The sequence below is a fragment of the Rugamonas rubra genome, assembly GCF_900114705.1.
GTDB lineage: Bacteria > Pseudomonadota > Gammaproteobacteria > Burkholderiales > Burkholderiaceae_D > Rugamonas > Rugamonas rubra.
This window is the reverse complement of the sequence record NZ_FOTW01000031.1, coordinates 30,187-43,611: the sequence shown is the minus strand read 5'-3', so window position 1 is coordinate 43,611 and position 13,425 is coordinate 30,187. Positions and strand designations below refer to the sequence as shown.

At 72.6% G+C, this 13,425-nt stretch carries 8 protein-coding genes and 3 tRNA genes; 4 read left to right on the top strand and 7 right to left on the bottom strand.

Features of this window, described 5'->3' with window-relative positions; genetic code table 11:
- Nucleotides 1-84: 84 nt before the first annotated feature.
- Nucleotides 85-759: a glutathione S-transferase family protein gene (locus tag BM252_RS26170; protein WP_093390608.1), complete on the bottom strand. Its 675-nt coding sequence runs from the start codon at nucleotides 757-759 to the stop codon at nucleotides 85-87.
- A 79-nt stretch (nucleotides 760-838) separates the two neighbouring features.
- On the opposite strand from BM252_RS26170, the gene BM252_RS26165 reads away from it, so the two are divergent.
- Nucleotides 839-1,759, top strand: coding sequence for a LysR family transcriptional regulator (locus BM252_RS26165; RefSeq protein WP_093390607.1), 921 nt, complete (start codon nucleotides 839-841; stop codon nucleotides 1,757-1,759).
- A 44-nt stretch (nucleotides 1,760-1,803) separates the two neighbouring features.
- Here the strand turns inward: BM252_RS26165 and BM252_RS26160 are convergent.
- From BM252_RS26160 to BM252_RS32060, 6 genes are all read right to left on the bottom strand, one after another.
- A tRNA-Asp gene (locus BM252_RS26160) sits at nucleotides 1,804-1,880 on the bottom strand.
- Between the two features lie 66 nt (nucleotides 1,881-1,946).
- Nucleotides 1,947-2,023, bottom strand: a tRNA-Asp gene (locus BM252_RS26155).
- Between the two features lie 25 nt (nucleotides 2,024-2,048).
- A tRNA-Val gene (locus BM252_RS26150) sits at nucleotides 2,049-2,124 on the bottom strand.
- Between the two features lie 58 nt (nucleotides 2,125-2,182).
- Nucleotides 2,183-2,368: a hypothetical protein gene (locus BM252_RS30535; protein WP_139236757.1), complete on the bottom strand. Its 186-nt coding sequence runs from the start codon at nucleotides 2,366-2,368 to the stop codon at nucleotides 2,183-2,185.
- A gap of 88 nt (nucleotides 2,369-2,456) precedes the next feature.
- Nucleotides 2,457-3,320, bottom strand: a complete 864-nt coding sequence (locus BM252_RS26145; protein ID WP_245774458.1) for a substrate-binding periplasmic protein — start codon at nucleotides 3,318-3,320, stop codon at nucleotides 2,457-2,459.
- Nucleotides 3,321-3,462: 142 nt separating this feature from the next.
- Nucleotides 3,463-5,022 (bottom strand): methyl-accepting chemotaxis protein, encoded by a 1,560-nt coding sequence (locus BM252_RS32060; RefSeq protein ID WP_093390606.1) that lies wholly within the window; start codon nucleotides 5,020-5,022, stop codon nucleotides 3,463-3,465.
- A gap of 220 nt (nucleotides 5,023-5,242) precedes the next feature.
- Between BM252_RS32060 and dinB the strand changes: the two genes are divergently transcribed.
- The 3 genes from dinB to BM252_RS31250 all read left to right on the top strand — a co-directional run bounded on the left by dinB (nucleotide 5,243) and on the right by BM252_RS31250 (nucleotide 13,164).
- A complete protein-coding gene (gene dinB / locus BM252_RS26135) occupies nucleotides 5,243-6,406 on the top strand; it encodes a DNA polymerase IV (RefSeq protein ID WP_093390605.1) in 1,164 nt (387 codons plus the stop codon).
- 152 nt (nucleotides 6,407-6,558) lie between these two features.
- Nucleotides 6,559-7,455: a recombination-associated protein RdgC gene (locus BM252_RS26130; protein ID WP_093390604.1), complete on the top strand. Its 897-nt coding sequence runs from the start codon at nucleotides 6,559-6,561 to the stop codon at nucleotides 7,453-7,455.
- Nucleotides 7,456-7,680: 225 nt separating this feature from the next.
- Nucleotides 7,681-13,164, top strand: coding sequence for a beta strand repeat-containing protein (locus BM252_RS31250; protein WP_174900692.1), 5,484 nt, complete (start codon nucleotides 7,681-7,683; stop codon nucleotides 13,162-13,164).
- The last annotated feature ends 261 nt before the right edge of the window (nucleotides 13,165-13,425 follow it).

The following is a 13,425-nucleotide window of genomic DNA, read 5'->3' as shown; positions in this document are numbered from 1 at the left end:
TTTTGCCGGCTTTGCGCAGTATGTTGCTAAAAAATCACATGGAATTGCCCGCGCAGTCGCGCAGCCGCGCCGGGGTGGCGCGGCTCAGGTGGTGGCCGGCAGCAGCCGGGCCAGGGCCGACGGCCGCGCCGCCAGGAAGCTCTGCAGCCGCGCCGCGTAGTCGGCCGGCGCGGCGCCGCGCACGGAGGCGCGCTCGGCCAGCCGGGTGCGCCAGGCGCGCAGCCTGGGCGCGTCGGCCAGCATGCCGAAGTCGGTGATCCGGTCGAACACGTCGAGGTAGCGGAACACCGGGGCGAACACGGCGTCGACCAGGCCGAAGCGCGGGCCGGCGAACCAGGGGCCGTCGCCGCAGGCCGCCTCCAGCTGGGCGAACCTGGCGCGCAGGGCCTGCGCCTTGGCGTCCAGCGCGGCCGGCTCGGCGGCGTTGTAGAAGCCGGCGATGTCGGCCAGCACGGCCGAGCCGAACTCCATCCAGGCGCGCTGGTGCGCCCTGGCCAGCGGCTCGTCCGGATGCAGGCGCGGCGCGGCTGTCTCGTCGAGGTATTCGCAGATCACGGCGGACTCGAACAGCGCCACGCCGTCGACCAGCAGGACCGGCGTTTTGCCGAGCGGCGAGAGGTCGCGGAACCATCGCGGCTTGTCGGCCAGGTCGATGTCGACGCGCTCGAAGGCCAGGCCCTTTTCGGCCAGCACGATGGCGGCGCGCTGCACATAGGGGCAGAGTGGATGGCTGAGTAGGGTGTAGCGGACAGTTGGCATGGTGCTGCTCCTGCGGAATGGGCGAGGAGTAGAATCTACGCTCACATAAACGCAATGAAAATAGGCGAATAGGCAAACTATGATTGCGTCGACGCAATACAAACTCAGCGCGGCCGATTTGGACGTGGTGCTGGCGCTGGTACGCTGCGGCACCCTGGCCGAGGCCGGCGCCCGTCTGGGCCTGGACGGCTCGACCATCTTCCGCGGCGTGCAGCGGATGGAGAAGGGCCTGGGCCAGCGCCTGTTCGAGCGCTCGCGCAGCGGCTTCCGGCCGGCCGAGCTGGCGCAGCGGCTGGCGGCGCACGCCGAACAGATCGAGAGCCAGCTGGAGGCGGCCCGCGCGGCGGCGCAGTCCGGCCCGGGCGAGGTGGCCGGCGTGGTGCGCCTGACCACCACCGATTCGCTGTTGCACGGCCTGCTGGCACCGGCGCTGGGGGCGTTGCGGGCGCGCCATCCGCTGCTGCGCTACGAGCTGCACGCCGGCAACGAGCTGGCCAGCCTGACCCGGCGCGACGCCGACATCGCCCTGCGCGCGACGCGGCGGCCGCCGCCGCATTTGCTGGGCAAGCATCTCGGGCCGGTGCGTATGGCCGTGTACACGGCCAGCGCCGGCGGCCCGGCCGGTCCCGCCGGCTCGGCCAGCCCGGCCGGTTCGGCCGGCTTCGACGCCGAGCTGGCCCACGGCGCCAGCTGGATCGCGCCGGACGACGCGCTGCCCGAGCATCCGTCGGTATTGTGGCGCAAGAAGCATTTTCCCAAGGTGGTGCCGAGCTATTCGGTGAGCAGCCTGCTGACGGTGGCCGAGTTGGTCGGCCGGGGCCTGGGCATCGGCGTGCTGCCGGTGTTCCTGGCGGCGGGGCGGGCCGAGCTGGCGCCGCTGAGCGAGGCCATCGCCGAGTGTCAAACCGAGTTGTGGCTGCTGACGCATCCGGAGGCGCGCTATTTGACGCGGGTGGCGGCGGTGTACGCCGCTTTGTCGCAGCAACTGGTGCTGGAATGAAAAAACCGCCGCGAATCTGAGATTCGCGGCGGTTTTTAAGATGCTGGCGGAGCGGACGGGACTCGAACCCGCGACCCCCGGCGTGACAGGCCGGTATTCTAACCAACTGAACTACCACTCCACATTCTTTCGAATGCTGTACTACTGTAAATCTTTGCCGACTCGCCGAAGCGGGCCAGCTGAATGTTGGCGGAGCGGACGGGACTCGAACCCGCGACCCCCGGCGTGACAGGCCGGTATTCTAACCAACTGAACTACCACTCCTAATTCGTTACAACGTTTTCTGACTTGGTGGGTGCTGAGAGGCTCGAACTCCCGACCTACGCCTTGTAAGGGCGCCGCTCTACCAACTGAGCTAAGCACCCCACGCTAACCTCAGAAAACCCTTCAGGGTTTGTCACAACGTCTGAAGGAGGCCGTATTTTATGTGCGATCGCCGCCATCCGCAAGGGCTTTTAGAAATATTTCGTAAAAAGGTCGTTGGCGGGCTGAAAAGATGCCGCCGCCGATGCCGTCCTGCGGCGCGGCCCCGTGGCCCATCGCCATCGCGCCATCGGGGTCAGCGCCATCGGGGTCAGTGCCGACATTCGGACACAGACTCAGCAGCAATGGGGCGCGCTGCTCAAGGTTATGGTAGAGCTCGTGTCCGAATGTCGGCACTGACCCTGGGGTTTGCGCTGGGGTTTGCGCGGGGCGGTTAGGGCCGTTGCGGCCGGCGGATGGTGGCGAGGATCTCGGCCACGCCGTTCTGGAACACCTGGCGGCCGGCCTCGGCGCCGAGCTCGCGCTCGTAGATCTTCTGCACGGTGCCGTCGGCCACCATCTCGTAGAGCGCGTCGGCGTAGGCGTCGCGGGCGTCGCGCGCCACGCTGGCGCGCGAGACGAAGGCGCCGACCAGGCGCGCCGGCGTTTCGCTGACGGCGTAGGCTTGCATGCTGTCGAGCAGGCCCAGGCGGCGCCGGTGCAGCAGGTGGATGATGGGCGGCGCGAAGGTGCCGTCGGCGCGGCCGGCGATGATCTTCTTGAACACCACGTCGTAGTCGTTGACGTATTCGAGGCGGCCGGCGCGCTGCAGGCGCTCGAGCAGGTGCTGCACTTCGGGCGGGTAGAACACGCCGCGCGTCAGGTTCAGCCGCCCCTTGCCGTGCGCGACGAAGTCGGCCAGGCTGGCGTAGTTGGCGCCGCCGCGCTTGGTCAGCAGCAGCTCGAAGCGGGTGGTGGCGTAGGGAATGAAGCGGCCGCTGCGCTCGCGCTCGGCGTTGCGCTGCGAGGCCATCGCCAGGTCGACCCGGCCGGCGTCGAACTCGACGAACAGGCGGCCGCGCGGAAACCATTCGAGCTTGATGCGGCAGCCGGTGCGCCGGCCCAGCTCCTCGGCGATGGCCACCGAGGTGCCGCGAAAACGCGCGCCGTCGCGGTAGGACGAGTAGCCCAGGTCGCTTAGGCCGACGCGGGTCAGGGCCGGACAGGAAAAGGCTTGGGCCGCCGCCGGCAAGGCGGCCAACAGGCAGGCGGCGAGGCGCATCAGGCGGCGCGGCGCGGTGGGGCGGCGGATGGACATGGTGCGTCCAGTGTAGCATTCTTTAATGCAACATTCCCGTTTGGATAAGCCGGAACCGTCGCGCCGCAGCGCGCGCTTGGCGCGGCCCCGGCCCGAACCTGCGCCCCGACCCTCGGTCTCCGCCGCGGCCCCGGCCCCGGCCTCAGTACGGGCCGTGGCCGTCCAGGCGGAACACGCTGACCGCCTGCGACAGCCGCACCGCCTGCTCCTGCATGCTGGCGGCGGCGGCCGCCGCCTGCTCGACCAGGGCGGCGTTCTGCTGGGTCGCGCTGTCCATCGCCGTGATCGCCAGGTTGACCTGCTCGATGCCGGAACTCTGCTCGATGCTGGCGGCGGTGATCTCGCCCATGATGTCGGCCACCTGGCGCACCGAGGCGACGATCTGCGCCATGGTCGCGCCGGCGGCGTCGACCAGGGCGCTGCCGGCGTCGACCTTGCCGACCGAGTCGCCGATCAACTCCTTGATCTCCTTGGCCGCGCCGGCCGAGCGCTGCGCCAGGTTGCGCACCTCGGAGGCGACCACGGCGAAGCCACGGCCCTGTTCGCCGGCGCGGGCCGCCTCGACGGCCGCGTTGAGCGCCAGAATATTCGTCTGGAAGGCGATGCCGTCGATGACGCCGATGATGTCGACGATCTTGCGCGAGCTGTCCTTGATCGAGCCCATGGTGGCGACCACCTGGCCGACCACCTGGCCGCCCTGGTCGGCGTGCTCGGCGGCCGAGACCACCAGCTGGTTGGCCTGGCGCGCGTTGTCGGCGTTCTGCTTGACGGTCGAGGTCAACTGCTCCATCGAGGAGGCGGTCTCCTCCAGACTGGCGGCCTGCTGCTCGGTGCGCTGCGACAGGTCGAGGTTGCCGGCGGCGATCTGCGCCGAGGCGGTGGCGATGGTGTCGGTGCTGCCGCGCACCGCGCCGACGGTGCCGGTCAGGCTGCCGACCATGTCCTTGAGCGCGTGCAGCAGGCGGCCGGCCTCGTCGGTGCGGTTGACCTCGATGCGCGCCGTCAGGTCGCCCTTGGCGACGGTCTCGGCCAGCAGGACCGCCTGCTTGATCGGCCCGGTGACCGAGCGGGTGATGATGAAGCCGGCGCCGGCCGACAGCACGGTGGCCAGCACCAGCAGGCCGAGCAGCAGGGCGGTGGCGGCGCGGGCCGCGCTGGCGGCGGCGGCGCCGTTGTCGGCCATTTGCCCGGCCAGGTGTTTGAGCATGGCGTCGAGGCGCACGAAATAGGCGGTCTGCAGCGGGATCACCTGCTTGAAGAGGAACTGGACGGCGTTGTCGCGCTCGCCCGCCTCGAGCAGCTTGAGGGCGGCGCCGCGCTGCTCGGCGTACTGCACGTAGGCCTCGCCCTGGGCGCGGAACAGCGCCCGGCCGTCGGCCGAGGCGAGCATCTTCTCCATCTTGGCGGCCGCCTCGTTGCCGACCCGGTCGGACTCGGCCAGCGCGGCGACGAAGGCCTTGGCCTGCTCCGGCTCGGCCGCCAGCATGGCGTTGCGCACGCTTTGCGCGCCCCGGTTGGCGTAGCTGCGCATTTCGTTGACCAGCTGCACCTTGACATAGCGGTCGTCGACGATCTGCGCCGTCATGGCGCTGGCGCGGTTGACCCGGTCGATGCCGACCAGCGACATCAACAGCATGACGGCGATGGCCAGGCCGAAGCCGATGGCCAGGCGGACGCCGATGTTTAGATTGGACAATTGCATGGTGGTCCTTGGGACGAGGGTGGTGGAGGGAAACTTGCTCTACAGATACTACCGCTGTCCCGCGCGGACGCGGTGGGTGATTGTCGCGGCGCCGCCCCGGCGCGGCGATAGTGTTGCGTATGCGCCATACCGGGCCGGCCGCGGCGGACTTGCACGCCCGGCAATTTGCGGCGATACTGTATGTATTCACAGTATTCTTCCCGACCGGAACGGGCCGCCCATGACCAGCCAGTTTGCGCCAGCACGCCGCATCGCCCACCTCGACATGGACGCCTTCTACGCCTCCGTCGAGCTGCTGCAATACCCCGAGCTGCGCGGCCAGGCGGTGGTGATCGGCGGCGGCCGCGAACACCAGCCGCAGGTGCAGGCCGACGGCACGCGCCGCTTCGCCCGCCTGCGCGACTACGTCGGCCGCGGCGTCATCACCACCGCCACCTACGAGGCGCGCGCGCTGGGCGTCGGCTCGGCGATGGGGATGATGAAGGCGGCCAAGCTGGCGCCGGACGCGGTGCTGCTGCCGGTCAACTTCGACGCCTACCGCCACTACTCGCGCCTGTTCAAGGCGGCCGTGGCGGCGATCGCCCCGGCCATCGAGGACCGCGGCATCGACGAGATCTACATCGACCTGACGGAGGTGGCCGGCGAGACCTTCGAGCTGGCCGGCCGCATCAAGCAGGCGGTGCGCGCCGCCACCGGCTTGAGCTGCTCGATCGGCGTGACGCCGAACAAGCTGCTGTCGAAGATCTGCTCCGACCTGGACAAGCCGGACGGGCTGACCATGCTGTCGCTCGACGAGGTGCCGGCGCGCATCTGGCCGCTGGCGGTGCGCAAGATCAACGGCGTCGGCCCGAAGGCGAGCGAGAAGCTGGCGGCGCTGGGCATCGCCACCATCGGCCAGCTGGCGGCGGCCGACGCCGGCCTGCTGCAGGAGCACTTCGGCGCCAACTACGCCGGCTGGCTGGCCGAGGCCGCGCGCGGCCTGGACCAGCGCGCCATCTCGACCAGCACGGAGAGCAAGTCGATCAGCCGCGAGACCACCTTCGAGCGCGACCTGCACGCGCGCCAGGACCGCGCCGCGTTGTCGGGCATTTTGACGGCGCTGTGCGAGCGCCTGGCCGAGGATTTGCGGCGCAAGTCCTATGTCAGCCGCACCATCGGCATCAAGCTGCGCTTCGACGATTTCCAGATCGTCAGCCGCAACGTCACCCTGCCGCGGGCGGTGGCCGAGCCGGCGGCGATCCTGCAGGCGGCGCGCGAGTGCCTCAAACGGGTGCCGCTGCAACGGCGCCTGCGCCTGCTCGGCGTGCGCGCCAGCACGCTCGAGCCGCCCGGCGCCCCGGCGGCGGCCGGGCAGGGCCGCAGCCAGGGCGAATTGTTCCCGTGACGCCGCCGCGGGCGGCCCCCTAGCCATCCCCCACCCACCCCCGGGGCGCGGCCCGCGCGGCGCGGCCGGAGCACGGCAAAGCGCCTGTCCGGCCGCGCCAACGTGTAAAATACCGTTCCCTGGCAACACTGAAAAACAAGGCAAAAACAACTATGTGGTTCAAGAATCTGCAGATCTACCGCCTGCCCGCCCCCTGGGCGTACACCCCGGAACAACTGGAAGCGGCGCTCGCTCCCCATTCCTTCGTGCCTGCCAGCAGCAATGAATTGCTGCGCCAGGGCTGGGATTCGCCGCGCGGCAACGGCACGCTGGTGCACGTGGTCAACAAACAGATGCTGATCCTGCTCGGCACCGAGAAGAAGCTGCTGCCGGCCACGGTGATCAACCAGGTCGCCAAGGCGCGCGCCGCCGACATGGAGGAGGCGCAAGGCTTCGCCCCCGGCAAGAAGGCGATGAAGGAGCTCAAGGAGCGCGTCGCCGACGAGTTGCTGCCGCGCGCCTTCTCGATCCGCAGCAACGTCTGGACCTGGATCGACCCGGTCAACGGCTGGCTGGTGGTCGACGCGGCCAGCCCGGCCAAGGCCGACGAGGTCATCAAGCTGCTGCTCAAGGCGGTCGACAAGTTGCCGCTGGAGAGCCTGCGCGTGCAGCGCTCGCCGGTCGGCGTGATGACCGAATGGCTGCAGGCCGACGAGTCGCCGGCCGGCTTCACGGTCGACATGGACACCGAGCTGCGCGCCACCGGCGAGAGCAAGGCGGCGGTGCGCTATGTGCGCCACACGCTGGAACCGGAGGAGGTGCGCCGCCACATCGCCGCCGGCAAGCAGTGCACCCGCCTGGCCATGACCTGGGACGGCAAGATCTCCTTCGTGCTGACCGAGTCGCTGGCGATCAAGGGCATCAAGCCGCTCGACGTGATCAGCGAGAAGGAATCGAGCACCAAGAACGACGACGAGCGTTTCGACGGCGACATGATGCTGATGACCGGCGAGCTGAGCAAGCTGATGGCCGACGTGGTCGAGGCGCTGGGCGGCGAAGCCAAGGCCTGACCCGGCCCGGCGCCCGCCGCCGAGCCCGACGATGCCGCCCGCTTCAATGCAGGGCGGCATTTTTTTTGCCGGCGCGCGGCGCAGCGGCCGGCGCGCGCCGTCTTTTCACCGGCGAAGCGGGGCCTCGGGCGGGGGGTGTTGGTTATTCTTGCAATATTTCATGTTTCCTTGTGGAAATTCCCGGCCGTTCTGGTATAGTGGGAAGTTATCAAATAAGGAACTACCATGACCTCAGTCACCGGTCTCACCCCCGCCCAGTTCGCCGCCTTGAGCACCAAACTCATCGCTGCGCTGTCTCTCGCGGAGATGGCCGAGGTCACCGCCGCCCAGGCCGCCGCGATGACGGTGGCGCAGGCCGCCGCGCTGTCCGGGCCGCAACTGGCGGGGCTAGCCGCCGCCGCCGTCGCGGCGCTGCCGCCGGCCAACCTGGCCGCCCTGCGCGCCGCCGTGTTCGGCGCCGCCACGCTGGGCGCCAACTTCGTCGCCGGACTGGGCGCCGCCCAGGTGGCCCAGCTGACGACGGCCCAGGCCGCCGCACTGAGTTCGCGCCACATCGCCGCCCTCAGCCCCCAGGCGCTGGCCGCCTTCGACGCCGCCGATTTCGCCGCCCTCAACCCGGCCGCCGTGGCGCGCCTGACGAACGAGCAACTGGCCGCGCTGGGCACCCAGCAGATCGCCGGCTTCGGCTCCAAACAGGTGGCCGCGCTGGTCGCCGGCCAGCTCGCCGCGCTGGGCACGCGCGCCATCGCCGCGCTCGACAGCCAGGATGTCGCCGCGCTGGGCAGCGCCCAGCTGGCCGCGCTGCGGCTCGACCAGATCGAGGCCCTCAGCGCCGCCCAGGTGGGCGCCCTCGGCAGCCGCCAGCTGGCCGTGCTGTCGGCCGGCCAGCTGGCCGCGCTGGGCAACGAGGGCATGCGCGCGCTGAGCTCGCGCGCCATCGGCGGCCTGGCCACGGCGCAGCTGGCCGTGCTGGCGACGGCACAGATCCACGCCCTGGGCAGCGCCCAGCTGGCCGCGCTGAGCAGCGCGCAACTGGTCGCGCTGATGACGCGCGGCATCGCCGCCATCGACGTCGACAACATCGGCGCGCTGCGCACCGGCGCCATCGCCGCGCTCAGCTCGGCCCAGCTGGCCCAGCTCGGCGGCGGTGGCAACAACCCCTTCGCCAACCTGGGCACGGCGCAGATCCGCGCCCTGCGCAGCGCCGCCCTGGCCGGCTTGACGACGGCGCAGATCGTCGGCCTGAGCACCGCCCAGGCGGCGCTGCTGGGCAGCGCCCAGCTGGCCGGCCTGTCGGTCGAGGCCATCGCCGCCCTCGAGACGGCCGACCTGGCGGCGCTGCGCACGGCGGCCATCGCCGGCCTGCGCAGCGCCCAGGCGGCGGCGCTGAGCAGCGCCCAGGTGGCGGCGCTGAGCACCGCCCAGCTGAGCGCGATGGGCAGCCGGCAGATCGCCGTGCTGGCCAGCGCCAGCCTGGCCGCGCTGCCGACCGCCGCGCTGGCCGCGCTCAAACCGGCCACCTTCGCGGCGCTGCCGACGGCGGTGCTGGCCCAGCTGAGCACGCAGCAGGTGGCCAGCCTGGCGACGCAGCAGGTGGCGGCGCTGGGCAGCGCCGCGCTGGGCGCGCTGAGCCCGGCGCAGTTCGCCGCGCTGGGCTCCGGCCAGCTGCGCGTGCTCAGTTCGCGCCAGCTGGCGGCGCTGTCGAACGCCGACCTCGGCGTGCTCGGCAGCGACGCCATCGGCGCGCTGCGCCCGGTCGCGCTGGGCGGCTTGAACTCGAGCCAGCTGGCCGCGCTCAGCGAGGTGCAGATCGTCGCGCTGAGCACCGGCCAGATCAGCTTCCTGCGCAGCGCCGCCCTGGCCGGCCTGGGCGCCAGCCAGGCGCGCGCGCTCGGCACGGCCCAGGTGCACGCCCTCAACAGCGCCCAGCTGCGCGCCCTGTCGACCGCCGCCATCGCCGCGCTCGACCCGGCAGACGTGGCGGCGCTGCGCACCGCCGCCCTGCGCGGCCTGAGCACCGCCCAGGTGGCGGCGCTGGACAGCGCCCAGGTCGGCGCCCTCACCACGGCCGAGCTGGCCTCGATGAGCAGCAGCCAGATCGGCGCCCTGGCGGGCGGCCTGATCAGCGCGCTGCCGACCGCCTACCTGGCCGCGCTCAGCCCGTCCGCCATCGCCATCCTGCCCGGCGAGGTGATCGCCCGCCTCAGCGCGGCGCAGATCGCCAGCCTGAGCACGCGCCAGGTCGCCGCCCTGAGCAGCGCCGGCGTGCGCGCGCTGGGCAGCGCCCAGTTCGCCGCGCTCAGCTATGAACAGCTGGGCGCGCTCGGCTCGCGCCAGATCGTCGGCATCGACGCCGGGGACCTGGCCGTCGTCAGCGCCGACAACATCGGCGCCCTACGCAGCGCCGCCATCGCCGTGCTCAGCGCGGCGCAGGTGGCCGCGCTCGACGCCACCGGCCAGTTCGCCGCCCTCGGCACGGCCCAGGTGGCGGCGCTGCGCAGCACCGCGCTGGCCGCCTTGAGCACCGCCCAGGTGGCGGCGCTGACGGTCGAGCAGAGCGCCGCGCTGCGCAGCGCCCAGCTGCGCGCCTTGTCGACCGCGGCCATCGCCGCGCTGGAGACGGCCGACCTGGCCGCGCTGTCGAGCGGCGCCATCCGCGGCCTGCGCAGCGAGCAGGTGGCGGCCCTGGGCAGCGCCCAGATCGTCGCCCTCAGCCCGGCCCAGTTCGCCGTCTTCGGCAGCGCGCAAATGGCGGCGCTGGCCAGCGCCACGCTGGCCGCCCTGCCGGCCGCCGACCTGGCGGCGCTGAGCACGGCGGTGGTCGCCGCCCTGCCGGCCGCCGTCATCGCCGGCCTGGGCACGGCCCAGCTGGCCGGCCTGGCGACGCGCCAGATCGCCGCGCTGGGCAGCGCCGCGCTGCAGGCGCTGGGCAGCGCCCAGGTGGCCGCGCTGAGCGCGGCGCAGCTGGCCGCGCTCGGCGCCAAACAGGTCGTCTGGCTGGCGGCCGAGGACCTGGCCGCCATCGGCAGCGCGCAGATCGTCGCGCTGCGCACCGGCGCCATCGCCGCGCTCAACTCGCTCCAACTGGCCGCGCTGGGCACGGCGCAGTTCGCCGCCCTGGGCACGGCGCAGATCGCCGCGCTGCGCAGCGGCGCCCTGGCCGGCCTGACCACCGCCGAGGTGGCCAGCCTGTCGCCGGCCCAGGCGGCGGCGCTGGGCAGCCGCCAGCTGGCCGCCTTCTCCAACGAGGCGATCGCCGCGCTGGAGACGGCCGACCTGGCGGCGCTGCGGCCGAGCACCCTGGCCGGCCTGCGCAGCGAGCAGGTGGCGGCGCTGACCAGTCTGCAGGTGGCCGGCCTGGGCACGGCCCAGCTGGCCGCGCTGGGCACGCGCCAGATCTCCGTGCTGAGCAGCGCCACCCTGGCGGCGCTGCCGACCGCCGCGCTGGCCGCCCTGAGCACGGCGGTGATCGCCGCCCTGCCGGGCGCCGTGGTGGCCCGGCTCAGCACCGCCCAGCTGGCCAGCCTGAGCACGCGCCAGGTGGCCGCGCTGGGCAGCGCCGGCCTGGCCGCGCTGGGCACCGCGCAATTCATCGCCTTCACGCCGGAGCAGATCGGCGCGCTCAGCTCGCGCCAGTTCGCCAGCCTGGCCAGCGCCGACCTCGGCGTGCTGGCCACCGCCACGCTGGGCGCGCTGCGCACCAGCGTCATCGCCAGCCTGAGCGGCGCGCAGCTGGCCGCGCTGGGCGCCTCGCTGAACGCGCTGTCCAACGGCCAGATCGCGGCGCTGCGCAGCGCCGCCGTGGCCGGCCTGGCCACCGCCCAGCTGGCCGCGCTGGGCAGCGACCAGTTCGCCGCCCTGGGCAGCGCGCAGATCGCCGCCCTGTCCAGCGGCCAGATCGCCGTGCTGCGCCCCGACGAGCTGGCGGCGCTGCGCACGGCCGCCGTCGCCGGCCTGCGCAGCGCCCAGATCGCCGCCCTCAGCAGCGCGCAGAGCGCGGCGCTGGGCAGCGCCCAGCTGGCCGCGCTGAGCAGCGTCCAGTTGGCCGGCCTGGGCAGCGCCAACGTGGCGGCGCTGTCGGCCGCCGCCGTCGCCGCCCTCAAGCCGGGCGCGCTGAACGGCGTGGCCGCGCTGGCCCCGACCTTCTTCGCCGCGCTGGGCAGCGCCCAGCTGGCCGCGCTGTCGACCGCGCAGGCGGCGGCGCTCGGCTCGCGCGCCATCGCCGCGCTCGGCACCGCCGCGCTGGCCGGCCTGGGCGGCGCCGGCCTGGCCGCCTTGAGCACGGCCGCGCTGTCGGGCCTGAACACGGCCCAGGTGGCGGCGCTGGCCACGGCGCAGATCGCCGCGCTGTCGAGCTCCGCCATCGCCGGCCTGAGCCGTTCGGCCGCCTTCGTCGCCGGCCTGGGCAGCGCCCAGCTGGTCGCCCTGACGCCGCAGCAGGCCGCCGCCTTCGGCGCCAGCCGCATCGGCCAGCTGTCGGCGGCCGTGTTCGGCGCCATCGAGGCGGCCGACCTGGCCGCGCTCGGCACCGCCGTCATCGCCGCGCTCAGCGCGCCGCAACTGGCGGCGCTGGGCAGCGAGCAGATCGCCGCGCTGGCCACCCGCCAGGTGGCCGCGCTGGGCACCAGCCATCCGCCCGGCGCCGACCTGCTGAGCAGCGCGCAGATCGCCGCGCTGTCGGCCAGACAGGTCGGCGCGCTCAGCGTGGCGATGCTCAAGGCCTTCAGCACCAGCGAACTGGCGGCGATCGAAACGCGCGACATCGTCGGCCTCAACAAGCTGCAGATGGCGGCGCTGTCGACCGCCCAGGTGCGCGCGCTGAGCACCGGCCAGATCGCCGCCCTCAACAGCGCCCAGTTCGCCGCCTGGTCGAGCACCCAGGTGCAGGCGCTCAGCACGGCGCAGATCGCCGCGCTGGGCAACCTGACGCCGCTGGCGCTGGACCTCGACGGCGACGGCCTGCGCACCCTCGGCCTGGACGCCGGCGTGCGCTTCGACCTGGCCGCCGACGGCCACGCCGGCGCCACCGGCTGGATCGGCGGCGGCGACGGCCTGCTGGCGCTGGACCGCAACGGCGACGGCCGCATCAACGACGGCGCCGAGCTGTTCGGCTCGGCCACCGCGCTGGCCGGCGGCGGCCGCGCCGAGCAGGGCTTCGCCGCCCTGGCCGAGCTCGACAGCAACGGCGACGGCGCCATCGACGCCGCCGACCGCGCCTTCGGCCAGTTGCGCGTCTGGGTCGACGGCAACGCCGACGGCGTCAGCCAGGCCGCCGAGCTGGCCGGCCTGGACGCGCTGGGCATCGTCCGCCTGAACCTGGACGCCCGCCTGGCGCCGACGGTGGAGCAGGGCAACGTGGTGGCCCTGCGCGCCAGCTACACAAGGGCCGACGGCGCGCAGCGCGAGCTGGCCGACGTTTGGCTGGCCCAGCCGGGCAGCGTGCTGAGCGGCCGGGTCGGCGGCCTGGTCCAGCAGCTGGCCGCCTTCGGCCGGGACGCCGCGCCGGCCGTGGCGGCCGCCGCCGCGCTGGCGCTGACGGACCCGGCGCCGGCCGCCACGGCCCTGCTGGCCGGCCAGCTGGCCCAGTTCGACGCCCGCGGCCGCAGCTTGGCCGGTGCGGCCCTGCTGGCCGCCGCGCCGACCGGCAGCGAGCCGCCCGGCGCGCGGGCCACGGCCTCGGCCGGCCTGCTGGCGCTGCCGCCGCGCTAGTCGCTGCCAGTGTCCCGAGTCAAACAAGCGGCGACCCGGGACACCCGTCCACGGCGGGGGCGGCGCGCTTGCCGCCTCCCCCCGCTCAGGCCGGCATCCCCGGCATGCCCCACCTCGGGACCCGTCGAACTGGCGGGTCTTTTCGTGTTAATTCGCGCATTTGTCGGGAAATTTCGCTGTTAGTATTGGCATAAATATATTTTTACATTTTTTACATTCTAAATTTAGTTGCTTATCGGTAAAACCGAAATTTTTCTGATA

Excerpts from the sequence above, each read along its gene's own strand:
- BM252_RS26170 (WP_093390608.1), bottom strand. The coding sequence starts at position 759 with ATGCCAACTGTCCGCTACACCCTACTCAGCCATCCACTCTGCCCCTAT.
- BM252_RS26165 (WP_093390607.1), top strand. The coding sequence starts at position 839 with ATGATTGCGTCGACGCAATACAAACTCAGCGCGGCCGATTTGGACGTG.
- BM252_RS26145 (WP_245774458.1), bottom strand. The coding sequence starts at position 3,320 with ATGTCCATCCGCCGCCCCACCGCGCCGCGCCGCCTGATGCGCCTCGCC.
- BM252_RS32060 (WP_093390606.1), bottom strand. The coding sequence starts at position 5,022 with ATGCAATTGTCCAATCTAAACATCGGCGTCCGCCTGGCCATCGGCTTC.
- dinB (WP_093390605.1), top strand. The coding sequence starts at position 5,243 with ATGACCAGCCAGTTTGCGCCAGCACGCCGCATCGCCCACCTCGACATG.
- BM252_RS26130 (WP_093390604.1), top strand. The coding sequence starts at position 6,559 with ATGTGGTTCAAGAATCTGCAGATCTACCGCCTGCCCGCCCCCTGGGCG.
- BM252_RS31250 (WP_174900692.1), top strand. The coding sequence starts at position 7,681 with ATGACCTCAGTCACCGGTCTCACCCCCGCCCAGTTCGCCGCCTTGAGC.